The sequence below is a fragment of the Bradyrhizobium sp. F1.4.3 genome (assembly GCF_040548375.1).
Taxonomy (GTDB): domain Bacteria; phylum Pseudomonadota; class Alphaproteobacteria; order Rhizobiales; family Xanthobacteraceae; genus Bradyrhizobium.
Genome location: NZ_JBEPRN010000023.1, coordinates 1 through 23686, shown reverse-complemented (window position 1 = coordinate 23686; position 23686 = coordinate 1). Strand labels below are relative to the sequence as shown.

General features: G+C 64.4%; 21 protein-coding genes. 12 read left to right on the top strand and 9 right to left on the bottom strand.

The genetic code is table 11. From position 1 onward, the window contains the following. The first annotated feature begins 176 nt into the window (after window positions 1-176). The 3 genes from ABIB73_RS34280 (at window position 177) to ABIB73_RS34270 (ending at window position 2795) form a co-directional block, all read left to right on the top strand. Window positions 177-1814: an isocitrate lyase gene (locus ABIB73_RS34280; RefSeq protein ID WP_354231513.1), complete on the top strand. Its 1638-nt coding sequence runs from the start codon at window positions 177-179 to the stop codon at window positions 1812-1814. A gap of 30 nt (window positions 1815-1844) precedes the next feature. Continuing rightward, window positions 1845-2054, top strand: a complete 210-nt coding sequence (locus ABIB73_RS34275) for a DUF4170 domain-containing protein (protein ID WP_354231512.1) — start codon at window positions 1845-1847, stop codon at window positions 2052-2054. Between the two features lie 189 nt (window positions 2055-2243). Then, on the top strand, window positions 2244-2795 hold the full coding sequence (locus tag ABIB73_RS34270) for a hypothetical protein (RefSeq protein WP_354231510.1): 552 nt from the start codon (window positions 2244-2246) through the stop codon (window positions 2793-2795). Between the two features lie 42 nt (window positions 2796-2837). On the opposite strand, the gene ABIB73_RS34265 is transcribed toward ABIB73_RS34270, so the two are convergent. Continuing rightward, window positions 2838-3719: a metallophosphoesterase family protein gene (locus ABIB73_RS34265; RefSeq protein ID WP_354231508.1), complete on the bottom strand. Its 882-nt coding sequence runs from the start codon at window positions 3717-3719 to the stop codon at window positions 2838-2840. A gap of 92 nt (window positions 3720-3811) precedes the next feature. On the opposite strand from ABIB73_RS34265, the gene ABIB73_RS34260 reads away from it, so the two are divergent. From ABIB73_RS34260 to ABIB73_RS34245, 4 genes are read left to right on the top strand one after another with little or no spacing between them, the layout of a single operon-like run. After that, the gene (locus ABIB73_RS34260; protein ID WP_354231506.1) at window positions 3812-4303 is read left to right on the top strand and encodes an NUDIX domain-containing protein; all 492 of its coding nucleotides are present in this window, start codon (window positions 3812-3814) and stop codon (window positions 4301-4303) included. Between the two features lie 48 nt (window positions 4304-4351). Next, the gene (locus ABIB73_RS34255; RefSeq protein ID WP_354231505.1) at window positions 4352-5503 is read left to right on the top strand and encodes a hypothetical protein; all 1152 of its coding nucleotides are present in this window, start codon (window positions 4352-4354) and stop codon (window positions 5501-5503) included. Next, window positions 5500-6435: a glycosyltransferase family 2 protein gene (locus ABIB73_RS34250; RefSeq protein ID WP_354231503.1), complete on the top strand. Its 936-nt coding sequence runs from the start codon at window positions 5500-5502 to the stop codon at window positions 6433-6435. The genes ABIB73_RS34255 and ABIB73_RS34250 overlap by 4 nt, the downstream gene beginning before the upstream one ends. A gap of 57 nt (window positions 6436-6492) precedes the next feature. Further along, entirely contained in the window at window positions 6493-7008 is a 516-nt protein-coding gene (locus tag ABIB73_RS34245; RefSeq protein ID WP_354231501.1) for a GNAT family N-acetyltransferase, read from the top strand. Between the two features lie 164 nt (window positions 7009-7172). Here ABIB73_RS34245 and ABIB73_RS34240 read toward each other — a convergent pair whose 3' ends face one another. From ABIB73_RS34240 to ABIB73_RS34210, 7 genes are all read right to left on the bottom strand, one after another. Then, on the bottom strand, window positions 7173-7589 hold the full coding sequence (locus ABIB73_RS34240; protein WP_354231499.1) for a nuclear transport factor 2 family protein: 417 nt from the start codon (window positions 7587-7589) through the stop codon (window positions 7173-7175). A 292-nt stretch (window positions 7590-7881) separates the two neighbouring features. Then, window positions 7882-10152: a TonB-dependent receptor gene (locus ABIB73_RS34235; RefSeq protein ID WP_354231497.1), complete on the bottom strand. Its 2271-nt coding sequence runs from the start codon at window positions 10150-10152 to the stop codon at window positions 7882-7884. A 142-nt stretch (window positions 10153-10294) separates the two neighbouring features. Then, window positions 10295-10693, bottom strand: a complete 399-nt coding sequence (locus tag ABIB73_RS34230) for a DUF2946 domain-containing protein (RefSeq protein ID WP_354231495.1) — start codon at window positions 10691-10693, stop codon at window positions 10295-10297. Between the two features lie 149 nt (window positions 10694-10842). Then, complete coding sequence (locus ABIB73_RS34225; RefSeq protein WP_354231493.1) at window positions 10843-12906, bottom strand: hypothetical protein; 2064 nt, start codon at window positions 12904-12906, stop codon at window positions 10843-10845. A gap of 7 nt (window positions 12907-12913) precedes the next feature. Next, window positions 12914-15727, bottom strand: coding sequence for a DUF4159 domain-containing protein (locus tag ABIB73_RS34220; protein WP_354231491.1), 2814 nt, complete (start codon window positions 15725-15727; stop codon window positions 12914-12916). After that, on the bottom strand, window positions 15724-16668 hold the full coding sequence (locus ABIB73_RS34215; protein ID WP_354231489.1) for a DUF58 domain-containing protein: 945 nt from the start codon (window positions 16666-16668) through the stop codon (window positions 15724-15726). The genes ABIB73_RS34220 and ABIB73_RS34215 overlap by 4 nt, the downstream gene beginning before the upstream one ends. Next, window positions 16668-17666, bottom strand: coding sequence for an AAA family ATPase (locus tag ABIB73_RS34210; protein ID WP_354231488.1), 999 nt, complete (start codon window positions 17664-17666; stop codon window positions 16668-16670). The genes ABIB73_RS34215 and ABIB73_RS34210 overlap by 1 nt, the downstream gene beginning before the upstream one ends. A 268-nt stretch (window positions 17667-17934) precedes the next feature. Here ABIB73_RS34210 and ABIB73_RS34205 point away from each other — a divergent pair, with 268 nt between their 5' ends. From ABIB73_RS34205 to ABIB73_RS34185, 5 genes are read left to right on the top strand one after another with little or no spacing between them, the layout of a single operon-like run. Continuing rightward, window positions 17935-18546 carry a DUF1285 domain-containing protein gene (locus ABIB73_RS34205; protein WP_354231486.1) on the top strand — a complete coding sequence of 204 codons (612 nt, stop codon included), beginning with the start codon at window positions 17935-17937 and terminating at the stop codon, window positions 18544-18546. Beyond that, window positions 18543-19226 (top strand): CoA pyrophosphatase, encoded by a 684-nt coding sequence (locus ABIB73_RS34200; protein ID WP_354231484.1) that lies wholly within the window; start codon window positions 18543-18545, stop codon window positions 19224-19226. Before ABIB73_RS34205 ends, ABIB73_RS34200 begins: the two co-directional genes overlap by 4 nt. Beyond that, a complete protein-coding gene (locus ABIB73_RS34195; RefSeq protein ID WP_354231482.1) occupies window positions 19223-19486 on the top strand; it encodes a DUF6111 family protein in 264 nt (87 codons plus the stop codon). Before ABIB73_RS34200 ends, ABIB73_RS34195 begins: the two co-directional genes overlap by 4 nt. Window positions 19487-19496: 10 nt before the next feature. Further along, entirely contained in the window at window positions 19497-20765 is a 1269-nt protein-coding gene (locus ABIB73_RS34190; RefSeq protein ID WP_354231480.1) for a CCA tRNA nucleotidyltransferase, read from the top strand. Beyond that, window positions 20762-21532: a sulfite exporter TauE/SafE family protein gene (locus ABIB73_RS34185; RefSeq protein WP_354231478.1), complete on the top strand. Its 771-nt coding sequence runs from the start codon at window positions 20762-20764 to the stop codon at window positions 21530-21532. Before ABIB73_RS34190 ends, ABIB73_RS34185 begins: the two co-directional genes overlap by 4 nt. A 158-nt stretch (window positions 21533-21690) precedes the next feature. On the opposite strand, the gene ABIB73_RS34180 is transcribed toward ABIB73_RS34185, so the two are convergent. Beyond that, window positions 21691-23220: a serine hydrolase domain-containing protein gene (locus ABIB73_RS34180; RefSeq protein ID WP_354231476.1), complete on the bottom strand. Its 1530-nt coding sequence runs from the start codon at window positions 23218-23220 to the stop codon at window positions 21691-21693. Window positions 23221-23686: the final 466 nt, after the last annotated feature.

The following is a 23686-nucleotide window of genomic DNA, read 5'->3' as shown; positions in this document are numbered from 1 at the left end:
ATCTATTACATGTTCTTATGTTACATGACATCACCATTCGAATACAAGGCCTCTATACGCACTTCGTGTTCTCGCGTTTAGCTCACGCCACGCATTTCGCAATGCACTGTCAAGAATGTCGATAAGGGCGGCGGAGAAAACGCTGCAGATCTGTCGCCACCGAAAGGAACACGGACATGAACTTCCAGCCACGCGGGATCAACGATCAGGCCATTCAGGGCCCGGCGTCGTATCAGAGCGCGATTGAGGCGGCCGAGGCGCTGCTCAAGACCCAGCCGACCTGGAACGGGGTGACCGCCGAAGCCGTGGCGCGCATGCGCCTGCAAAACCGCTTCAAGACTGGCCTGGACGTCGCCCGCTACACCGCGGCGCTGATGCGGGCCGATATGGCGGCCTACGACGCCGATCCGACCAAGTACACCCAGTCGCTCGGTTGCTGGCATGGCTTCATCGCCCAGCAGAAGCTGATCTCGGTCAAGAAGCACTTCGGCACCACCGATCGCCGTTATCTCTACCTCTCCGGCTGGATGATCGCGGCGCTGCGCTCCGAGTTCGGACCGCTGCCCGACCAGTCGATGCACGAGAAGACCTCGGTGCCGGCGCTGATCGAGGAGCTCTACACCTTCCTGCGTCAGGCGGACTCCCGTGAGCTCAACGATATCTTCCGCAGCCTCGATAAGGCGCGCAAGGAAGGCGACAAGACCCGGGAGAAGGAGTTGATCGAGCAGATCGACAACTTCAAGACGCACGTCGTCCCCGTCATCGCCGACATCGACGCTGGCTTCGGCAATGCCGAGGCGACCTATCTGCTCGCCAAGAAGATGATCGAAGCGGGCGCCTGCGCGCTCCAGATCGAGAACCAGGTCTCGGACGAGAAGCAGTGCGGCCATCAGGACGGCAAGGTGACGGTGCCGCATGAGGTGTTCCTGGCGAAAATTCGCGCCTGCCGCCACGCCTTCCTCGAGCTCGGCGTCGAAGACGGCATCGTCGTGACCCGCACCGACTCGCTCGGCGCCGGCCTGACGCAGCAGATCGCCGTGAGCCACAAGCCCGGCGACCTCGGCGACCTCTACAACAGCTTCCTCGATTGCGAGGAAGTGACGGCTGACAACGCCCGCAACGGCGATGTCATCATCAACCGCAACGGCAAGATGATGCGTCCGAAGCGGCTTGCCAGCAACCTCTACCAGTTCCGTCCCGGCACGGGTGAAGACCGCTGCGTGCTCGACAGCATCACCTCGCTGCAGAACGGTGCTGACCTGTTGTGGATCGAGACCGAGAAGCCGCACATCGAACAGATCGCCAAGATGGTCGACCGCATTCGCGAGGTCGTTCCGAACGCGAAGCTGGCCTACAACAACTCGCCGTCATTCAACTGGACGCTCAACTTCCGTTGGCAGGTCTACGACGCGATGAAGCAAGCAGGCCAAGATGTCAGCAAGTACAACCGCGCCGACCTGATGAAGCCGGAATACGACGAGACGCCGCTGGCCATTGAAGCCGACGAGCGCATCCGCACCTTCCAGGCCGACTCGGCCAAGCGCGCCGGCATCTTCCATCATCTGATCACGTTGCCGACCTATCACACGGCAGCTCTGTCCACGGACAATCTCGCCAGGGAGTATTTCGGCGACCAGGGCATGCTGGGCTATGTGAAGAATGTTCAGCGCCAGGAGATCCGTCAGGGCATCGCCTGCGCCAAGCACCAGAACATGGCCGGCTCCGACATCGGCGACGACCACAAGGAATACTTCGCGGGCGAAGCTGCCCTAAAGGCGGGCGGTGCCCACAACACGATGAACCAGTTCGGCTAACGCATCACGCTACCAAACAGGAGACTGACAATGACCAAAGGCAGCAATTTCTGGGTGATCGGCGGTGAGTTCGGTTCGATGAACTTCCACAAGCTCGTCGAAGGCTCGGCCCAGGTGCAGGGTCCGTTCAAGACCCGCACGGAAGCCGAGGACGCCTGGCGCAGCGTCTCGGAAGAGAACCGCCACAAGGCCGGCGTCCGTTTCTCGATCGTGGAGGAGCCGTCGCGGGTCTCGGCCTGACGGCTGCCTGACTAATCAAGAAGACGTCCAAGGACGGATGGTCCCATCCAGGCTCTGCCTGGGTGGGACCGTCTGTTTTTGGCACACATGAACCGCCTGTGGGCGTCGTAAGTATCTGGAATTGTAGACCCTTTGCGGACGCCGTGGTTGCTGATAGGTTAATGGAGGTGAGTGAGGACGAGGCCGACAATGTCAGAGCCCGAGATCAGCGGGACCCATCCCAGCCAGCCGCGCCCGGTGCGGTTGCGCGACGCGCTGTTGCGGGCGCGGATCGAGGCCGCGGATCGTACCGGCGTGGTCGTCGACCTCAGGGATGCCGAGGTGGCGCGGCTGGAGATCCTCAACGACGCGCTCGATCCCCTGTTCGCGCAGGTGCCCGAGCAGGTCGACCTGTTCGACCGCGGCATCAGCCAGGGCGATACGCCGCGGCTCTGGATCGACGCCGTCGCCCACATCCTGATGGGCCGCGACAAGCGGCTGTATCGCTTCGTCCAGGACACCCGCTTCGGCCGCATCGTGCTCGCCGAATCGCACGACACGGCAGTGATCGTCGAGGCCGTGACCGACTACGTCGCCCGCCGCATGATCGAGCGCGAGCACGCGATGGTGGTCCTGCCCGAGCCAAAGCCTGCGGTCACGGAGCAGCCGCGCCGCTCGCGCGTCTGGCCGTTCGTGTTCGGCTTCATCCTTGGTGCCGCCGCCTTGTTCGGCATCGCCGTGCTTGCGGCCCTGCGGAGCTGATGATTGCCCTCCGTCGTCCGTGCTCGCGCTGGCGTGCGCGCCTCAAACCACCCGCGCGCGCTTGATCTCCCGGATCTGCAATCCATGGTCGAGGCTCCGCACGATCTGCTCGCAGCGCCAGCCGGTATTGTCCTTCTCAATCGCGAACAGATTATACGCTGCGGCCGGATAGCGCCCGTGCGCGAGCGCGGAGGCCGACGGCACGCCGATCGCGGGAATGTTGCCGTTGGGGCCTTCGAGCCACATCGTCGAATGGATGTGATCGTGCCCGTGCAGGATCAGCTCGACGCCGTGACGCTTGAGCAACGCTTGGAGCGCGGCGGAATCCGTCAGCCGCTTCTGCCACGCCTCGGACTTCAGGGGATGATGCACCAGCAGCACGCGAAAGACATCCTCGGCCGCGAGCTGGTCGAGCACCCGTTCGAGCGCGGCGAGCTGATCGCGCCCGAGCGTGCCCGTCGCCATCAGAGGCGGTGTGGGCACGGCGCTGGAGAGGCTGATCAGCGCAGCCGGCCCGCGCCGGCGCACGGCGGGAAAGCCGATGTTGCCGTCGTCGTCCGCAAGATAGGGCGCAAAGGTCTCGCCGAAGCGGTGAGAGGTGGCGCGGACATAGGCGTCGTGATTGCCGGGAATCGTGGTGACGCGGTCGGGCGGGCCGACGCCGTCGAGCCAGGCGCGTGCGGGCGCGAATTCCGCCTCCATCGCCAGATTGACGAGATCGCCGGTCACCGCGATGTGGTCGGGCGCCTGCGCCTGGATGTCGGCGACGAGTGTGTCGAGCACCTCGCGGCGCTGGTACTTGTGGCGGTTGCGAGTCCAGTTGACGTAGCCAAGCGCACGCTTGCCCGCGAACTCGATCAGCCGCGGCTTCGGCAACGGCGGCAGATGCGGGTCGGACAGATGGGCGAGCGTGAAGGGAGCCATGGCGCGCGATTGCCTCGCTATTGCTCCGCTGTAATGGCAAGGTCGCAGGCAACGCGCAAGCGAAGCCTGAAACGGGGCGTCAAGGGAGCCTGATGGGGGATCGTCTGGACCGCGTACGACGAAAATTCGAGCCGCTGCTGCAGCGAATCTTCCACGCCTATTTCCTGCTCGTCCGCGGCATGACGCTCGGCGTCCGTGCCGTGGTGCTCGATGCCGGCAACAAGGTGTTCCTGGTCAAGCACAGCTACGTCACCGGCTGGTATCTGCCCGGCGGCGGCGTCGACTACGGCGAGACCATGGAACAGGCGATGCGCCGCGAGCTCAAGGAGGAGGGTGAAATCGATCTGACCGGCGAGGCAGAGCTGCACGGGATCTTTCTCAACAGCCACGTCTCCCGCCGCGATCATGTCGCAGTCTATGTGGTCAGGCATTTCCGGCAGGACCGGCTGCCCGTGCCCAACCGCGAGATCGTCGAATGTGGCTTCTTCGATTGCACCGCGCTTCCGGAGGGGACCACGCCCGGAACGCGGCTGCGGATCGCGGAAGTGCTGGACGGCAAACCGTTGATTGCGACGTGGCGCTGAGGACGGCCTGTGCTAGTAACTCGCCCCGAAGCGCCCCACGGAAACCGGATGAAGATTGCCAAACTCGCCTTCGGCCTGATCTGTCTTGCGATCCTCGCCAGCAACATCGTCGCGATGTCGCGCTGGAGCGAGGCGCGCGGGGTCTATGACGACATCTGCTATCTCCGACAGGCGCATCTGTTCCAGCGCTTCGGCGCCGATGGACTGAACACGGACGCGGTCAGGGACGACGATCGCTATTTCGAAGGCAAGATGAAGGAGATCGACTTCGCCGAGTGGAAGGATCCGGTCCGCTGGCCGTGCCACAATCCGATGCCGAGCGGCAAGGTCGTGATGCAATATCCGCCGGGCACCGGATTTTTGCTGGCGCTGTTCCCGCAGGGCCACCAGGTGGTGCCGCTCTACGTTGCCGCGAGCCTGATCGTGTGCGGCCTTGCACTGCTCGGCATTGCGATGGCGCGGACGCTGCCGTCGATCCTCGGTGCAGGCCTGTTCGGCGCGCTCGCCGTCTATCTCATGATTAATCCGGCCAAGGCGAGCTATTCGGTCGCGCCGACCATGGCGCTGTGCGCCGTCGCGGGCTTCCTGACGGCGCTATGGCTGGCCAGGGACAAACGCAGCACGCTGCTGATTGCGCTGATCGGTCTCCTGCTCGGTGCGTCCGTCAATTTCAGATTGCCGAACGCGCTGCTCGCGGCCGGCTACTTCCTGTTCCTCGGCATTCCCCTCGTGTGGTCGCGCAAGCCTTCGACCTTCCTGCAGGGGCTTGGCTTCGGCGCCGGTGTCCTCGTCGGCATGGCCCCGACCCTGATCGCCCAGGCCATCAACGCCGGCAGCCCGCTTGCGACGACCTACGGCAGCGCCGACGTGGTCGCGCCGGGCTTCGATTTTGCCGTGCTTGGCCACTATCTGCGTGACATGCAGTTCGTGCTGATCGTGCTGGCGATCGGTCCGACGGCGTGGCTGTTGCGGGTGGGCGAGGGGAGCGTGCGGCAGGTCGCGCTCGTTGCTGCCGGCAATCTCCTCGTCAACCTCGTCTTCTTCCTGAGCCATCCGATCTTCACTCCCTATTACGTGGTGCCGATCGCGATGCTGTCCTTGTGGAGCGTGTCGTTTGCATTGCTGATCCAGCCGGAGGAAGCGCGGCAGGCCGCGCCGCTCCGGCGCGCGCAGGCCAACCTGGGAGTTCTGCCGCGATGACATCCACGCAACTTCGCATCGCGGTGCTGGCGCCCTGCTACAACGAGGAAGCGGCGGTCGCGGCCGTCGTTGCCGATTTTCGTAAGGCGCTGCCCTCGGCCGAGATCTACGTCTACGACAACAATTCGCGCGATCGCACTGCCTCCGTCGCGCGTGAGGCAGGCGCGATCGTGCGCAGCGAGCGCCGGCAGGGCAAGGGCCACGTGGTCCGCCGTATGTTCGCCGACGTCGAGGCCGACGTCTATGTGCTGGTCGATGGCGATGCGACCTATGACGCGCCGAGCGCGCCCCGCATGATCGACAAGCTGCTCGACGATCATCTCGACATGGTGGTCGGTCTTCGCGTTGACCAGGTGCAAGCCGCCTACCGGCTCGGCCACCGTACCGGCAACCGCATGTTGACGGGCTTCCTGTCGTCGACCTTCGGGCAGGAGTTCAAGGACATCCTGTCCGGCTACCGGGTTTTTTCGCGCCGTTTCGTCAAATCCTTCCCCGTGCTCTCTGACGGTTTCGAGATCGAGACCGAGCTCGCGGTCTATGCGCTGGAATTGTCGCTGCCGGTCGCCGAGGTCGAGACGCCCTATTACGCGCGCCCCGAAGGCTCGTTCTCGAAACTCAACACCTGGCGCGACGGTTTTCGCATCCTCGGCACCATACTGAAGCTTTATCGCTCGGAGCGGCCGTTGCGATTCTTCACGGTGATCGGAATTCTGCTGGCGCTGGTCGCGATCACCCTCGCGATCCCGATTGTCATCACCTTCATCGAAACAGGTCTCGTGCCGCGCTTTCCGACCGCCATCCTGTCGATGGGGTTGATGATCATGGCGCTGTTGTCGGTGTCGTCGGGCCTCGTGCTGGACACCGTGACGCGAGGACGGCGGGAAATGAAGATGCTCGCCTATCTGTCCCAACCGGCGCTGAAAAGGGACTGAAGGCGAGCCTCGCTCCCATGGACCTCCGCATGCGCAAATGCTACTCCGCGTAATAACATGAACGATCTCTCACTCACCATTCTTCCCGAGGCGGCCGGCGACGCACAGGCGATCGAGCGCTTGCACGAGCGCACCTTCGGCCCCGGCCGCTTCGTGCTCAGCGCCTATCGCATCCGCGAGCATGTCGACCATCTGCTCGAGCTCTCCTTCACCGCCCGCATCGGCACATTGCTGGTGGGCTCGGTGCGGCAATTGCCGATCCTGATCGGCGAGACACGAGCGCTGCTGCTCGGGCCGCTCACAGTCGAGCCGCCGTTCCGCGGCCGCGGCGTTGGCCGGCTCCTGATGGAGCGCGCGCTGAAGGACGCGAAGGAAAAGGGGCACGCCCTCGTGCTGCTGGTCGGCGACGAGCCCTATTACAGCCGCGTCGGATTCAAGCTGGTGCCCAAGGGCCGCGTCACCATGCCGGGCCCGGTCGATGCGGGCCGTGTCCTGGTGTTCGAACTGGTCGACGGCGCCTTCGAGGGCGTGTCCGGGTCGGTCGGACCCGACTGGAGCAAGGCGCGGGGGTAGATTGCGGCCTGCGCGCCATTGCACGGGACCGCGGCACGCCAATTGTCGGCCTTATGAGGTATCGAAGATGCAGGCGAGGCCCGTTGATGCCGGTGAGATCGATCATCTCGCGCGGTTGTGGCACGACGTCTGGCAAAAATCGCATGGGCGCGCCTTCGGCTCCCTCAATCTGTGGGCGGCTGATCGAGGTAAACATAGAGAGCAGCGATCTTGCCGTCGCGCGCGATGATGAAATCCACACCGGTGTAGGCGGGCGCTTCGCCGTCTGGTCCCGACCCCCATGCCAGGCGTCCCGAATTGTGCAGGACCTGGGGCGCGCCGTGAGGCGTATAAACAAAATGCGGATGCGTCGCCCGGAGATCGCCGGCAAACTTGTCCAGTGCGTCGTGACCGACGAACGTCCCGGGCGGTACGTACAGCACGCAGTCCTCTGTATAGAGTTCCTGAATGGCGCGCCTTCGGCGAGCCGGATCGCCTTCGCCGAAGACGTCCGGAAGATTGCGGTTGAGCAGCGTCTCGATCCCGCTCACATCGGCGCCCACCGATAGCGGGGCGCTGGTCTTGCCGGCCTGTTGGGTCATCGGAGGCTCCCTGTCTGTGGTGAGATGATGTGGTTGCTGGCTCAGCGGGCGAAACAGAAATAATTGAAAGTCATCGTTTCAGTTTTTGGGGTATGGGCGACGACTCGCGGTGCCGCGCGCGTCGGCGCCGATTTTGCCGGCCGCGTCAGGCGGTCTCGCGGAAAATCACAAGGCCGCATGCCTTTGACCCTCCGCTACCTTGCATGGGGTTGTTTCCAAGATTTTGGGGGACGCCCGCTAGCGGGCGAGGCGTGTCGGGGCCCGCGGGCCCCGACTGAAGCAAGGCGCGCGGTTAGAACCGCTGCGAGACGCCGAGGTAGAAGCCGCGCCGCGGTCCGTATTGTGGCGCGAACACGCCGATGCCGGAGCCGTCGCGGATCTGGTAGATCGTGTCGAAGACATTGACCACATCGAACCGCAGGGTCGTTGGCTTGTTCGGCGCGACGATGTTGAAGTCGTGCGACAGACCGAGATTCACCTGCGTGTAGCCCGGCAAATGGTCGGTGTTGGCAAAACCCGAGCGCAGGCCGCTGCCATAGATCATCGACACGCTGTAGCGGGTTCCCTCCCATAGATAGGAGGCGCCGGCCGATGCCGTCAGCATCTGCGCGTGGTCGGTGTAGATGTAGTGACCCGTAATATAGGCGAGTTCATCCGCGCCGAACAGATATTGGTTCGACACGACGCTGGTCGCGATCTGCTTGGCCCAGGCGAGATTGGCGTAAGCACTGAAATTGCCGTTTCTGTAGGTCGATTTGAGCTCGACGCCGACGTTCTCGCCGCGGTCGTAGTTGAAGCCGCTCAGCACATAGGCCGCGCCGAACTGGCCGTCGTCGAGCAGGTCGCGCGCGAGCTTGAAGTAGCCGTCGACGCCGACCTCGAGACCGGGGATCGGATAGATCTTCTGCACCACGCCGACATCGAACACGTGCGACCGCTCCGGCAGCACCGGGCTGTTCTGCGCGACTTCCGGCGTCTGCGTGTTGGCAGGCGCGTTGGGCGGGGTCACCAGCGCGAGGTTGACTGGCGCTGCGATCACCTGTGAGGGCGGGGTGAAGTTGCGTGCATAGCCCGCGTGGAATGTCGTGCCGTCGAACGGTTTCCAGGTCAGGCTGACGCGCGGGCTGAGCTGGTTCGCGTCGACATATTGGTACATCTGGTCGAAGCGCAAGCCGGCGTTGAGGGTCAGATTGTTGGTGATCTTCCATTCGTCCTGGACGTAGGTCCCGATCAGCCAACCGGTCTTGGCGCTGGAATCGAACACGGAGAAGGGGGCGTCGACCGTGCCCGCCGTCGGGTCCGCGGGGTCGAGCAGTGGCAACACCGTCGTTCCGCTGTTGACCAGCGTCCGCTCCGCGCTCACCGAGAAGCCGAAGCGCAGCGTGTGCGCATAGCCGACGCGCCAGGCGGTGTCCTGCTGGATGCCGTTGACCACACTCTGGCGATAGACGTCCGAGGATACGCCGTTGAACACGAGATCACCGATCGGGTCGGGATAGAAGTGCAGCTGGCTGTAACGATTGAAGTAGGAAGTCTGGGTGTCGAACTCGCCGTTCGATGTCTGGTAGGCGACGACGTTGAATTGATTGAACTCGTTCTGGTGCTCGTTGAGCTGAGACGAGTCGAAATTCGAGACGCCGAAGGCCGTGAAATTCGGCGTCTGGCCGGGATTGTTCGGGATCTGAAAGGTCGAGTTCGACACGCCGCTCATGAAGGTGAGACGGCTTGTCGGATCGATCACCGTCGAGAGGTAGAGAAATCCCTTCTCCTGGTTGGTGCGGTCGTGAATCGCGTTGACCGACGGCGTCGGATTCTCGATGCCGAGATTGTTCTGGAGAAAACGTCCCGACAGGAAGTACTGGGTCTGCCCAACCGTCCCGCCATATTCCACGTTCGTCGAGATCGTGCCGTTGCTGCCGCCATAGACGCCGACGACGCCCGTGTTGTTGAAGGCGTCGGCCTTGGTCTGGATGTCCAGCACGCCCGCCGTTCGCTGGCCATATTGCGCCGGCAATGCGCCTGTGAGCAGGCTGAGGCTGCCGACGATGCCGGTATCGAGAATCTGCCCGAACGCGCCGACGCCATCGGGAAGCATGACGCCGTTGATGCGATACTGAAGATTGGCGTGCTCGTTGCGGACATGCAGCTCGCCGCTCGCGGCCGAATCCTGCGTGACGCCGGGGAACTGCAGCAGCACCTTGTCCAGCGAGGCGTTGGTCCCCTGAGGCAGCGCCTCGATGGCCTGCTGATTGAGCGTGTGCGTCGTGGCGCCGGCAGGGGCGAGGACGGTTTGACGCGCCGTGTCGAACTTCTCGTTCTGGCCGGCCGTGATCTGCGCCTCCGTCTGCGGCTGCACCTGCGGCGTTTCACGCCGTTTGTCGGTGACGACGCGAACCTTGGGCTTGCGCGGCGGCTGCGTCCGTTTGGGGGCATCGACTTCGATGCCGGGCAGTGTGGTGACGGCACCGGTCGCTGCGGTCTGCGCCATGGCGTTGCCGCCGAGGTAGAAAAGCGTAAGTGCGGCGAGGCTCGAGCCGGCCAATATTGGTTTTGGAGACACCATTGTCCTGATTCCGATCGTGCACCGCCGCGCTCATGCCGAGGCATTGGAGGCCGCACGTACCGTCGATACGCGACGGATCAATTCCGATAGCCTTGCGAGGTCGGCGCAACGCCGATTCCGAGGGCAGCTCAATCGATAGGGATCAGGAGGCGGGAGGGGCGCGCGGCTGGAACGCCGTCGCGGCCGATTTCAGATGGACGAATTCGGCATCGGTAGTGCGGTAGAGCAGTTCGACCGCCTGCGGCAGCAGCAGCAATGGCGGCGTTGCGGATACGACGGTGCCGGCCATCGCGACCACGGCGCAGATCGCGCAATTGTCGTCGCCGGGCTGCTCGCGGTGGGGACTCGCGGGTGATTGCTTCTGGACGACGGCGCGGTTGATCGAAGCGATCCCCTTGGCGCTGTCCGTTTGCTGAAGCGAGGAGAGGGGGGCGGCTTGCGCGAACCAGTGGCTGTGGCCGAACGTCAGCGCGAACTGCACCAGCAGTGCGAAAAGCGCGAGCCGGGCGCCGTGCCTGATGTTCGAGCGGAACCACTTCATCTGTACACACACCCCGCATCGTGAGGGCGCCAATCCCCGGCCTTCACGATGTTATAATGTAACATCGCCCGAACCATTCACCGATGTCAACCGGCGCGGGATCGGCCGACATGACTGGCCGGTCGATGTGATGTTCCTGCAACGGGCCTCTAACGCCCCTCGCGCACCCAGGTCGCGGCGAATGCGCCGAGCAGCAACAGGAGCCCGATCAGGCCGGCGAAGATCGGCAGCACGCCGACGCCCTTCACGACGCTGGCGTCACGCATCCGCACCCCCATCCAGCCGTCGCCATGGAAGACGCTTGCCGAGCGCACCGGCACGATGCGCGGCAGCTCGACGCTGGAGCCATCGACCACGCGCACTGCGTTGCCGCCGGTCGCCTGCGTCAGCGGCTTCAAGGTGTCGGTGGTGGAGGTGACCTCCGAAAATTCCTTCGGATTGGTCGGGCCGACATTGATCAGCGCCTTCAGCGTGCCGTCGGTGGCCTGCCACAAGCCGAGCTCGCTCGCGGGCAGGCTCGCGCGCCACTCACCGGGGTCGCCGGGGCTGAGCGTCAGGTCACGCGACACGCCGGAGGGCGAGGTCACGCTCACCGGCTGAACGCTGTCCGACATGGTCTGGCGTACCACCACGAGATCCTTGCCCTGCACCTGGAGGCGCAGCGCTTCCTCGTCGAGATCCGGCTGCTTCATCAGCCAGTGCGACATCCGCCGCAGCAGATCGAGATGCGGGCCGCCGCCTTCATAGCCGCGCGCCCACAGCCAGATGTGATCGGAGAGCAGCAGCGCGACGCGGCCCTCGCCGAAGCGTGTCAGGAACAACAGCGGCTTGCCGTCCGCGCCCGTCATCACCGGCGGGTTGACGGAATTGCGGGTGTCGACGGTGCGGAAGAAGCGGCTCCAGTGCGGCGGTTCGGATGCCGAGCCTTCCAGCCCGCGCGTGACCGGATGGCGTTTGCCGACATCCGACAGATGCGCATAGAACGGCTTCTCGGTCACGCCGACCGGTTCGGCCGGCAGCACCGAATCCAGCGGCGTGCGCCAGATGCTGGTGTTGGAGGCGTAGTCCGGGCCGGCCGAGACCAGCACGGCGCCGCCCGAGCGCACATAGCGTGCGATATTGTCGAAATAGGCGATCGGCAGCACGCCCTGGCGGGCATAACGGTCGAAGATGATCAGCTGGAATTCGTTGATCTTCTGCTGGAACAGCTCACGGGTCGGAAACGCGATCAGCGACAATTCGTTGATCGGCGTGCCGTCCTGCTTCTCCGGCGGACGCAGAATGGTGAAGTGCACGAGATCGACGCTGGCGTCGGACTTCAACAGATTGCGCCAGGTACGCTCGCCGGAATGCGGCTCGCCGGAGACCAGCAGCACGCGCAGCTTGTCGCGCACGCCGTCGATGGCGACGACGGCGCGATTGTTCACCGGCGTCAGCTCGCGCTCGAGCGGCGAGGCCTCGATCTCGACGATGTTCGGGCCGGCATGCTTGATCTCGACGTCGACGCTTGCGGTCTGGCCGCTCGACAGCGTGCGCTCGTTGATGACCTCGCCGTCCCTGCGGACCGTGACCTTGGCGCGCTCGTTGCTGACGCCCTGGTCGTCGAGCCGGTAGGTGATGGTCTGGGTCTGTCCGACGATGCCGAAGCGCGGCGCCGCCGTGATCGCGATGCGGCGATCGCGCTCGTCCTTCTGCCCGGTGATCAGCGCATGCACCGGCGCCTGGAAGCCGAGCGCGGCGGCATTGGCGGGAATGTCGTGAACGCGGCCGTCGGTGATCAGGAATGCGCCGGCGACGCGGTCAACCGGCACATCCGATAGCGCGGAGGCGAGCGCGCCGAACAGCCGGGTGCCGTCGGTCTCGCCGTCGGCCTGTCCAGCGTCGACGACGCGAACCTCAAGCCCCTTGATCTTCTTCAGGCTGTCGACCAGCGCTTCTTGCGCCTGTGCGGCCTCGCGGGTGCGGTTGCCGAAATTCTGGCTCGGGCTCTTGTCGACGACGACGGCGGCAATCGAGGTGAGGGGATCGCGGTCTTCGCGCGTGAAGGATGGATTGGCGAGCGCCAGCAGGAACAGCGCCAGCGCAGCCACGCGCACGGCCGCGCCCCGCGCCCGCGCAAGCAGCAGCACGCCCGCGATGATGACGATCGCGGCGAGCGCGATCCACAGGACGATCGCGGGAACCAGCGGCGTGAACGCAATGCCGTAATTCATGTCGATCCTATTGCCCCAGTCGTTCGATCAGGGCCGGTGCGTGCACCTGGTCGGCCTTGTAGTTGCCGGTCAGCGTGTACATCACGATGTTGACGCCGGCGCGGTAGGCGAATTCGCGCTGGCGCGGCTCGCCCGGGGTCAGCGGCAGCATCGGCTGGCCGTCGGGACGGAGTGCCCAGGCGCCCGCAAGGTCGTTCGAGGTGATGATGATCGGCGAGACGCCGTCGCCGCCGCGCGCCGGCTTCTGCGCGCTCTCGTCGTCGTCCTCGCGCGGAAGCGCCTCGACCCAGGTCTGGCCCGAATTGAAGCGGCCGGGGAAGTCGCGCAGCAGATAGAAGGTTTTGGTCAGCACGTGCTCGCGCGGCACCGGCTCGAGCTCGGGCACGTCGAGCGAGGACAGGATTTCGCGCAAGGCCTGCATGCCCGGCGTCTGCGACGCGCCGTTCTCGCCGGGCGGCGCCTCGACGGCGTCGCGGGTGTCGAAGATCACGGTGCCGCCCTGTTTCATATAGGCGTCGATCTTGTTGATGGCGTCCTGCGGCGGCTTCGGCGCGCCCGGCACTATTGGCCAGTAGATCAGCGGGAAGAAGGCAAGCTCGTCGCGCGCGGGATCGACGCCGACGGGATCGCCGGCCTCGAGCGCGGTGCGCTGCGCCAGGAACAGCGTCAGACCGGACATGCCGGCCTTGACGATGGAATCGACGTCGGCATTGCCGGTGACGACATAGGCGAGGCGGGTCTGCGAGACCGCCTTCATCGCAAACTCGTCCGAGGCGCTGTCGGCGCGCGACGGCGTGGGCGAGAACGACAACAGGCCCGCAAGCACCAGCCCGAGCAGGATCATGGCGGGTGCGGCGCGGCGGCGCAGCAGCGCGGCGAGGCCACCGCCGAGCAGGGCTACGATGATGGCGTCGACCAGGAACAGCGCGAGCGACGTCGACAGCAGCCAGCCGCGCAGATCGCGCGGCTCGGCATTGGTGTAGGTGGCGTGCCGGGCGCGCAGGCTCGCGGTGTTGAGGGCTGCGATGCGGTCGGCGGCGGCGAGCGTGTTCACGGCGAGCGGTCCTTCTGCCGGACCGTAGAAGCCGGGCGGATGATCCGGCGTGGCGCGGTCGCGATAATCAGCCGTCAGCGGCTTGGCGGTGGCCGGCGGCGGGCCGAAGGCGCCGAAGCCGTCGAGCATGCGCAGCGGCGCCAGCGTCTCGGTGCTGGCTTCGCCGGCGACACCGGGGCCGGGTTTGGATGTGTAGCCGGACATGTCGACGACCCGTCGCAGCATTTCGACGAAGGTGCCCGACATCGGCAAATCCGACCAGCGCATGTCGGCGCTGACATGGAACAGGCTGACCAGCCCCTTGCCGCGATGCTCGCCGGTGACGAGCGGTGTACCGTCTTCGAGCGAGGCCCAGCTCTTGGTGGCGAGCACCGCATCGGGCTCGGCCAGAACCTGGCGGCTCACAGTGACGTCCTTGGGAACGACGACGCCAGCAAAGGGACCGTCAGCCGCGAAGGCGGCGAGATGCTGTGGCTTCTCCCAGGTCAGGCTGCCGCCGAGCGTGCGGCCGCCCTTGCGCAGCTTGACCGGAACGAGATCGTCTTCGGCCTGCGCCAGCCTTGGACCAGCGAACCGCACCAGCACGCCGCCCTGGTCGACCCAGGCGTTGAGACGTTCGCGCAGCTCCGGCGAGATGGTGCCGACATCGGCCAGGATGATCATCGGCAGCTTCTGGTCGAGGAATTGCGTGATGCCCTGCTGCGGCGAGCCCTTGTCCGCCAGCCGGACGTCGGCGAACGGCGCCAGCGCGCGGGTGAGGTAGAAGGTCGGCGCCAGCAGCGGCTGCGCGGTCTCGCTGCTCGAACCCGAGACGATGCCGATGGCGCGGCGACGCCAGCGCTTGTCGAGCAGCTGTACTGTGCCGGCCGAACGTTCGCCGGAGATCTCGAGCCGGCTGATGTCGTTGCGCAGTTCGACCGGCAGGTCGAACGCCGCTTCGGTCTCCTTGTCTTGCGGGCCGAATGTGTAACGCGCCTCGCCGATCGGCGAGCCCTTCTGATCCAGCGCCCGTACTGTGCCGGCGGTGATGCCGCTGTCTGCGCGCAGCACCTTCACCGTCATTTTCGCAGCCGCATTTTCTGCTGCGACAAGCGCCAGCGGGGAGGAGGTGCCGCCTTCGAACACCGTCAAGCTGCGATCTCCGATGGTCTTGCCGAGGCCTTGCACGAATTCTTCGCCGCGACCGGTGTCGACGCCGTCCGACAGCCAGGCGATCTCGCAGTCGCCGGTGGCTTTCAGGAAACGATCGATCGCGGTGAGGGTTTCAACGCGGTCGATGGAATAGGGCTTTGGCGTCAGCTGCCGCAGTGCAACGCGCGCCGCGCCTGCCGGCATCAGGGTGATGTCGCGGTTCGGCTCGGACAATGGCACCAGCGCGATCGCGCGGCGGTCATTGTCGGCATTGGCGATCAGCTCATCAGCGGCCCTGATCCTGGTGTCCCAGTTCGATGCGGCGCTCCAGCCGTCATCGAACATGATCATCAGCGGCGCCTTGCTGCCGGCAAGCCCCGTCTGCGGATTCCAGATCGGGCCGGCGGCGGCGAAAATGACGAGTGCCGCAGCCAAGAGCCGCAGCGCGGTCAGCCACCATGGCGTCCGCGAGGGCGTCTCTTCCCTTGGCGCGATGTCGAACAACAGGCGCGTCGGCGGAAACTCGATGCGGCGCGGCCGCGGCGGCATCACGCGCAACAGCCACCACAGCACGGGGAGGCTGACGAGGCCGATCAGGAGCAGCGGTTCGGTGAAGGCGAGCGGCAGTCCCATCATGCGGCCGGCCCCGCCTTGATCGTCGTGGTGCGGGCGCCCGACTTGCTCACCTGCATGCCGGCATGCAGGAACAGCAGCAGTTCGGCGGCGGAACGGTCGGTCGAATGTGTCGTGAACAGCCAGTCGAGCTTGTTGGTTTCGGCGCGGATCTGGTCGCGGTGCAGCGCGAGCCGCGCGGTGTAATCCTGCACCCAGCTCTCGGCGCGGCCCGCCGTGATCACGCCGAACCCTTCCGGCTCGACGAACTCGACGCGGCCGGAATAAGGGAATGACTCTTCGGCGGGATCGACGATCTGCACCAGCGTGCCATGCGCACCGGAGCCGGACAGGCCCGCGAGCGTGGCCCTGATCTCCTCGATCGGCGACCAGAAATCCGACAGCACGATCGTCTCTGCGAGAGCTGACGGCACGAAGGACGGCGGCAGGCTCAGGCGATCCGCATCGTCATGCAGCATCGCCTGCGCCATCTTGTCGATGACGCTGCGGCTTGCGGTTGGCGCCATCAGGCCGGGAATGCCGACGCGCTCGCCGCCGGAGACCAGCAGCTCGGACAACGCAAACGCAACGATCAGCCCGCGTTCGAGCTTGGACTCGCGCGCGGTTTTCGAAGCGAATGCCATCGAGGGCGAGCGGTCGGGCCAGATCCAGACCGTGTGCGAGGCTTCCCATTCGTGCTCGCGGACATAGAGATGATCGTCGCGTGCCGAGCGCCGCCAGTCGACATTCTGCGACGGCTCGCCCGAGACGAAGCGGCGGTACTGCCAGAAACTTTCACCAGGGCCGGCGCGACGGCGGCCGTGCAGGCCGTGGATGACGTTGGCGGCGATGCGGCGGGCCTCGAGCACCAGGCGGGGCAGCGATGCGGCGAGCGTGCGGCTTTCGCCATCGGCACGTCGGATCGCAATGGTCTCCTTCGCTGTGTGCCCGGTGTCTGCGGCCATCAACCGATCCGCGTTTTCAATTGCCGGATCACGTCCGGAATCGTGCGTCCCTCGGCGCGCGCCTGGAAAGTCAGCGCCATGCGGTGCTTCAGCACTGGCTCGGCGAGGTCGAGCACGTCGTCGATCGATGGCGCAAGACGCCCGTCGATCAGCGCGCGGGCGCGCACCGCGAGCATGAGGGATTGGCTGGCGCGCGGGCCCGGTCCCCACGCGATGAACTTGCCGGCCTCGCCGCTGTCCGGTCCCGGACGGGCGGCGCGGACCAGCGACAGGATCGCCTCCACCACGGAGTCGCCAACGGGCAGACGCCGGACCAGCCGCTGTGCGGTGATGAGCGCATCCGCTGTCATCGAGCCTTTCGCCAGCGTCTCTTCGGCACCGGTGGTCTCGAACAAGATGCGCCGTTCGGCATCGCGATCGGGATAGTCGACGTCGATCTCCATCAGGAAGCGGTCGAGCTGCGCTTCGGGCAGCGGATAGGTGCCTTCCTGCTCCAGCGGGTTTTGCGTCGCGAGCACATGGAACGGCTTCGGCAGATCGTGACGTGCGCCGGCAACGGTAATGTGCTGCTCCTGCATCGCCTGCAACAGTGCCGACTGCGTGCGCGGGCTGGCGCGGTTGATCTCGTCGGCCATCAGGAGCTGTGCGAAGACCGGGCCGGCGATGAAGCGGAAGGAGCGTTTGCCCGCGGTGCTTTCGTCGAGCACTTCGGCGCCGAGAATGTCCGACGGCATCAAATCGGGCGTGAACTGGATACGCTTGGCGTCCATGCCGAGCGTGATGCCGAGCGTCTCGACCAGCTTGGTCTTGGCGAGGCCGGGTACGCCGATCAGCAGCGCGTGGCCGCCGGAGAGGATGGTGACCAGCGTGTTCTCGATCACGCGATCCTGGCCGAAGATGACGGATGCGATCGCGTCCTTCGCCGCACGAACCTGGCTCGACACCTGCTCGGCCGAACGGACGATTCCGTCCTCAAGCTTCTCGACACTTTCCGCCATCCGTCAGCTCCTTAAGTCCGCCACGCGGCTATCTTGCGTCGTCAAATCAGGCCTATGCTAGACTTGCAGGAAGGCCATGTATTCGTTGAATTAACCTATCCCCACCTTATCGGCTTAGGGCTATGTAGGGCATCACGAAGTGGCGACCTCCACACCGGACTATTCCGGGGTGGAACCGCGCACCGACATACAACGTAGACTTACAAATCAAACCTGCACCAATCGTGCCAAATGACATCGGCGACAAATGACAAAGTCAGGGCAAACCATGGCGAACCAAGGGCAGAGCGCTGATCGTGGTCTTGAGGGGCTGACTGCCGCCGCCAAAAGTGCTGCCAATGCCGAAGGTGCCAGGAAAGGCCTGCCTCCGGTGCATCTGTGGAATCCGCCGTTCTGCGGCGATCTCGACATTCGAATCGGCATCGATGGTACATGGTTCTACATGGGCACGCCAATCGGCCGCCCAGCGCTGGTCCGCCTGTTCTCGACGGTCCTGAAGCGCGAAGGCGACAAGCATTTCCTCGTTACGCCTGTGGAGAAGGTGGGCATTCGCGTCGACGACGCACCGTTCATGGCGGTCGAGATGCAGAAGGATGGCGAGGACAACCATCGCGTGCTGAGCTTCCGCACCAATGTCGACGACTGGGTCACCTGCGATGCCGCGCACCGGCTCCGTTTCGAGCAGGCGGCGGACGGCGGGCTGACGCCCTATCTGCACGTGCGCGCCGATCTCTGGGCCAAGGTCACCCGCGCGCTCTATTACGATCTGGTTGACATGGGCGAGGAGCGGATGGTCGATGGCCAGCCGATGTTCGGCGTCGAGTCGGCTGGCGAATTCTTCGCCATGGCCGACGCGGAGCAGGTGAGGGCCGCGCTTTGAACAAGGCTATCCCCAAGAGCGAGTCCAAGCACGAGCCCGTCGCGATCGGTGCGGCGGATTTCTTCGCCCGCTCCAGGGTGCGGCTCGGCTTCGACGTTCCGCCCGGCCTCTACGATCCGAACATCGTTCCCGCGTCGGGCGATCCCGGCACGGACAAGATGCTCGAGATCGTCGCGCGCGAGCAGCCGGTGCGGCCGGCGGCGGTCCTGATCGCGGTGGTCGACCATCCCGAGCCGACGATATTGCTGACGCAGCGCTCGGCGCATCTGAACGATCATGCCGGCCAGATCGCCTTTCCCGGCGGCAAGATCGACGCAACCGACGCTTCTCCGCTCGATGCCGCGTTGCGCGAGGCCGAGGAGGAGGTCGGGCTGTCGCGCGATTTCGTCGAGCCGATCGGCTATCTCGATCTCTACGGCACGGCGTTCGGCTTCCGCATCCTGCCGACTGTTGCCAGGGTCCGGCCGGGTTTCGAGCTCACGATCAACCATTCCGAGGTTGATGACGCGTTCGAAGTGCCGCTATCCTTCCTGATGAATCCGGCGAACCACCAGATGCACAGCAAGGAATTCCGCGGCATGGAGCGGTTCTACTACGCGATGCCGTTCGCGGAGCGCTACATCTGGGGTGCGACGGCCGGAATGCTGCGCGTGCTTTATGAGCGGATCTACGCGTCATGATCCGGCCGGTGCTGACCGAGATCGGAATTTTCCTCATCCCCTTTGCCGTCTATGCGTTGTTCCTGGCCGCCACCCGTTCCGGCCTGTTCGTGCAATCGTCCTGGCGGATCTACGTCGTCGCGCGCCTGGCCCTGGCGGCGCTTGTGCTGGTGATCGCGGGGTTGATCGGGTTCGCGCATTTCTCCGGCGCCGCGCCGGATTCGACCTACGTTCCCGCCCATGTCGTGAACGGCAAGCTCGTGCAGGGCGTAGAAAAATAAGGGCCGGATGATGAGCGCGGAGCCGATACTTGAGCCGATCCTTGCCGATGCGCCCTGGCTGATCTCAGGCGGGACCGCGCGCGTCCTGCAACTGCTCAACGCGAATGGCGAGGAGGCGCGCGTGGTCGGCGGCGCCGTCCGCAACGCGCTTCTCGATCTCGCGCCGGGCGACATCGACATCGCGACCACGGCGTTGCCTGAGGAGGTGATACGCCGCGCGAAAAGTGCGGGCATCAAGAGCGTGCCGACCGGCGTCGACCACGGCACCATTACGCTCGTCATCGACAGCCAGCCCTATGAGGTCACGACACTGCGCGAGGACACCGAGACCTTCGGCCGCAAGGCCAAGGTCGCCTTCGGCCGCGACTGGGTGAAGGATGCCGAGCGTCGCGACTTCACTATGAACGGCTTGTCGGTCGATGCTGCCGGCGTCGTCTATGATTATGTCGGCGGGATTGCGGACACCAGAGCGCATCGCGTGCGCTTCATCGGTGACCCCGACCAGCGCATCGCCGAGGACTATTTGCGCGTTCTGCGCTTCTTCCGCATCCACGCCGCCTTCGGCGCCGGCGATCCCGACCGCGACGGCTATCTCGCCTGCATCCGGGGACGTGCGGGCCTTGAGAGCCTGTCGGCCGAGCGCGTGCGCATGGAGATGCTTAAGCTGGTGGTCGCTGGCGGCGCGTCCGCAGCAGTGATGGCAATGGCCGAGGGCGGATTGCTGCAAGAGCTGATCGGCGGCGTCGCCTATACCGGGCCGCTGTCGGCGATGATCGCGATCGAGTGCGAACTCGGCCTGCCGGCGGGCGCAACGCGGCGGCTGGCGGCGCTGACGGTCGCCGTCACTGAAGATGCCAAGCGCGTTGCGGCGCGGTTGCGGCTCAGCAACGCCGAAGCCAAGGCGCTGGATTCGATGGGCCATCGCTGGTGGCGATTCCCGACCAGGGACGAAGCCAATGCGCGGCGGCTGCTGTACCGGCTCGGCGCTGCGCGCTATCACGATCGTGTGTTGCTGGCCTGGGCGCGGGCCGGCGGCGACGTGACCTCGTCGCGCTGGCGCGAGCTCGCCGATCTGCCGCAGCGCTGGACGGCGCCGAAATTCCCGCTCAAGGCCGCCGACTTCATCGCGCGCGGCATGGCCGAGGGGCCCGCGCTCGGACATGTGTTGACACTCGCCGAGGACGCTTGGCTTGCGGCGGATTTTCCACTAGACGAGGCCGCACTCGCTTCCATCGCCGATCAAGCTGCGGCACGCATCAGCCGCGACGAGAGAACGTGACCATCGTCTCAGGCTTCGCCGACATCTCGATTTTTCAGCTTTTGCTGGTCGCGTTGATGGCGTTGTTTGCTTCGATCATAGGTGGCCTCGCCGGCTACGGTACCGGCGCGCTGATGCCACTGGTGCTGGTGCCGCTGGTTGGCGCCGAGCCCGTGGTGCCGATCATCGCGATCTCCGCGATCTTCACCAATTCGAGCCGCGCGATTGCCTATCTCCGTTATGCCGATCGTCGCCGCGCACTGATCGTGCTGGCCTGCGCGGCATTGACGACAGCGCTCGGCGCCTATGGCTATACGCGGCTGACCAATGCGGGCGCGGCGCTCGTGATCGGCTCCATGCTGATCCTGAGCGTGCCGCTGCGCCGCGTGCTCCGCCGCCGCCAGGTCAAGATCGGCGACACCGGCCTTGCGGCCGGCTCCGTCGGCTACGGCGTGCTGGTCGGCGGCACCTCTGGCTCCGGCGTGATCCTGCTCTCGCTGCTGATGGCCGCGGGCCTCGAAGGCGCCGCCGTGATCGCGACCGACGCGATGATCTCGCTCGGCACCGGTCTCATCAAGATATCGGTGTTTGGGCTGGCCGGTGCCGTGACCGCGCAGGTGCTTGCTTTTGCGCTCCTGATCGGCGGGATTGCAATCCCCGGCGCGTTCCTCGCAAAAGCCTTCGTCGAGCGGATGCCGGTGCACATCCACACGGCCATTCTCGACGTCGCCGTGATCACCGGCGGGCTGGTGATGATCTCAGCGGCGGCGAAGCAGCTCGTTGCGTGAATGATCCCGGCCCAATCGGCATTCGCGCCTCGAACGCGGATCGAACCTCGCACAGGGTGTGGACTTATAGACGTCGGCTGCCATGCCCAAACCGGAAGTCGCCCGGCTTGACCGTAACCGGCGGCTTACGACCCGAAGCCGACCTCGGTTCATTGCATCTACTCACTTCGCTCGCCATGCAACTCCGCTTTGAGGCCATCAGTATTTTCAAAATTCACCGTTACTTTGTCGCCCGCGAAAGTCAGCGCCCACGTTTGGGTCTCGCTATGGCCTAAAATCCGGCGCTCCATCACAAACGTATGGTCGCTGGTCCAGCGTCCCCTCGCGGCATTGATGCCATAGCGTGCCGGAGGACTTTTTCGATAGCGGCCGTCCAATCCAAACAGCCCCGAAAATCGATCATTCCCATTCGCGCCATACGTCGCAATGACCCACGACGAATCCGAATCATAAAAGTTGAGGGTAAAGCTCTTCACGCGTAGCGTGTTGTCAACGAAACTGTAGAGCTTGCCCGAGATTGCCTTGGCCAATTCTGGCGTGTGGGCGACCACGTAGGGCTTCTCCTCGGCGGCGTGCTGTATGGCGTTGGCCAATAGCGCTTGTGCGACTGGATTGTCAGGTAACGGCTGATCAGATCTAACGGCGCTGGAAATATCGTCGATCAATGACGAAGCCGAGTAAAATTCGGTGTCATTCAGGAAGCCGGTCATGACAACGATGATATCGAATTTGGGAATCACAAGTATCAGTTGGGAATGGCGGCCGCGCGCCATGTAGGCGCCCTTCTCCGGATAGGACCACCACAAATTTCCATAATGGAATCCAAATGTCGCGATTACCGGTCCGGATTTCGCCCTTTCGACCCAAGATGACGGGATGATCTGCCTTCCTTCCCATTGCCCGTTGCGCAGGTAGAGATACCCGATCCTCGCCATGTCGTGGGGAGATAGGGAGAGACCCGCTTCGCCATCCGTCACGCCCTGCGCGTCCACCTTCCCCCATTTCGCGGTCTTGATGCCGAGCGGCTCAAACAACTCCTTCGTTGCAAAGTCGAATGCGTTCTGTCCGGTCGTTTTGGTTATGAGCGCCGAGAGGAGATAAGGGTTGCCGCCATTGTATTGGAAAGCCGAACCAGGCTCGGCGGCCATTGGCTGGTTCAGGACGAAGGCTGTACGATTGGCGCTGTCGTACATCTTCATGATAGTCTCGCCTGGCGTATAAAGATTCTCGACCCATTCGATGCCCGAGGTCATGTCGAGAAGGTTTTGAACCGTAATAGCCTTTTTTCTAGCGTCGACATTTTGAACTTGTCTGTCCGAAAATAGATCGACCACCGAATGCTCGACGCTATCAAGACCGCCTTTCTCCAGGAGAATAGCAGTCAGCGTGCTCACAACGCTCTTGGTCACGGACCTCAAATCGTGACTGACACCCGGGACATAGGGAGCATAGTAAGCATCGGCAACGATCCTTCCGTGGCGAATGACCGTGAGACTATCTTGTTTGTAGGTGCCGACAGCCTCTATGAGCCGAGCCAAGCTGGCTGAGTCCATCCCCTGTGCTTCCGGGCTCGATGTCTGCCAGGATTTCGTGGGCCAGACGACTTCCTGGGTGTCTTGATTTTCAGCCGCGACAGCGAACGAACCAAATGCTCTTAAACTCGCAACGAGCACGGCAGCCATCAGCATTCTGGTCCGCATCCGGCCCTCACGGTTGTGGCTATGTTTCCGTGCTATCCTAGAGCGCAATTCGACCGGAAGCGAGCCCGAAATGAATGTCCCCTGTTGGCCCAGGCTGTGTGAAAACTTCGCCTCTGCTATGATTCTCCAATGAATCGGCGGGGATGAGCGATGGCGGGATTCGTGGGAGTTACGGTGACAGTGCACTCAACCCGGCTCAACCCGCGTCTAGTTAAGTGCACTGTCACTGTAATCTCATCGACGAAGTAGTCTTGCTCAGGATCACCGCCGAGGTTGGCGAACGGCAGCACAACGATGGAAAGATGAGGCGGTGAAAGCAGGCCCGGCACCGCGCGCGCGGTCTCTGTCGCCGAGCTAGGTGTGGTCTCTCAGGAGGTTGTCCATCTGGTCTGAACCGAGGAAGCTGAGGTTGCGAAGCTTCAGTGTTCCAGGGAGAGACCAGATGAACGTCCAC

What these genes read in the sequence shown, in the direction of transcription:
- ABIB73_RS34195 (WP_354231482.1), top strand. Translation starts at nt 19,223, where the DNA reads ATGATCCGGCCGGTGCTGACCGAGATCGGAATTTTCCTCATCCCCTTT.
- ABIB73_RS34215 (WP_354231489.1), bottom strand. Translation starts at nt 16,668, where the DNA reads ATGGCCGCAGACACCGGGCACACAGCGAAGGAGACCATTGCGATCCGA.
- ABIB73_RS34240 (WP_354231499.1), bottom strand. Translation starts at nt 7,589, where the DNA reads ATGACCCAACAGGCCGGCAAGACCAGCGCCCCGCTATCGGTGGGCGCC.
- ABIB73_RS34235 (WP_354231497.1), bottom strand. Translation starts at nt 10,152, where the DNA reads ATGGTGTCTCCAAAACCAATATTGGCCGGCTCGAGCCTCGCCGCACTT.
- ABIB73_RS34180 (WP_354231476.1), bottom strand. Translation starts at nt 23,220, where the DNA reads ATGCTGATGGCTGCCGTGCTCGTTGCGAGTTTAAGAGCATTTGGTTCG.
- ABIB73_RS34265 (WP_354231508.1), bottom strand. Translation starts at nt 3,719, where the DNA reads ATGGCTCCCTTCACGCTCGCCCATCTGTCCGACCCGCATCTGCCGCCG.
- ABIB73_RS34280 (WP_354231513.1), top strand. Translation starts at nt 177, where the DNA reads ATGAACTTCCAGCCACGCGGGATCAACGATCAGGCCATTCAGGGCCCG.
- ABIB73_RS34275 (WP_354231512.1), top strand. Translation starts at nt 1,845, where the DNA reads ATGACCAAAGGCAGCAATTTCTGGGTGATCGGCGGTGAGTTCGGTTCG.
- ABIB73_RS34205 (WP_354231486.1), top strand. Translation starts at nt 17,935, where the DNA reads ATGGCGAACCAAGGGCAGAGCGCTGATCGTGGTCTTGAGGGGCTGACT.
- ABIB73_RS34210 (WP_354231488.1), bottom strand. Translation starts at nt 17,666, where the DNA reads ATGGCGGAAAGTGTCGAGAAGCTTGAGGACGGAATCGTCCGTTCGGCC.
- ABIB73_RS34230 (WP_354231495.1), bottom strand. Translation starts at nt 10,693, where the DNA reads ATGAAGTGGTTCCGCTCGAACATCAGGCACGGCGCCCGGCTCGCGCTT.
- ABIB73_RS34245 (WP_354231501.1), top strand. Translation starts at nt 6,493, where the DNA reads ATGAACGATCTCTCACTCACCATTCTTCCCGAGGCGGCCGGCGACGCA.
- ABIB73_RS34220 (WP_354231491.1), bottom strand. Translation starts at nt 15,727, where the DNA reads ATGATGGGACTGCCGCTCGCCTTCACCGAACCGCTGCTCCTGATCGGC.
- ABIB73_RS34225 (WP_354231493.1), bottom strand. Translation starts at nt 12,906, where the DNA reads ATGAATTACGGCATTGCGTTCACGCCGCTGGTTCCCGCGATCGTCCTG.
- ABIB73_RS34250 (WP_354231503.1), top strand. Translation starts at nt 5,500, where the DNA reads ATGACATCCACGCAACTTCGCATCGCGGTGCTGGCGCCCTGCTACAAC.
- ABIB73_RS34270 (WP_354231510.1), top strand. Translation starts at nt 2,244, where the DNA reads ATGTCAGAGCCCGAGATCAGCGGGACCCATCCCAGCCAGCCGCGCCCG.
- ABIB73_RS34260 (WP_354231506.1), top strand. Translation starts at nt 3,812, where the DNA reads ATGGGGGATCGTCTGGACCGCGTACGACGAAAATTCGAGCCGCTGCTG.
- ABIB73_RS34190 (WP_354231480.1), top strand. Translation starts at nt 19,497, where the DNA reads ATGAGCGCGGAGCCGATACTTGAGCCGATCCTTGCCGATGCGCCCTGG.
- ABIB73_RS34255 (WP_354231505.1), top strand. Translation starts at nt 4,352, where the DNA reads ATGAAGATTGCCAAACTCGCCTTCGGCCTGATCTGTCTTGCGATCCTC.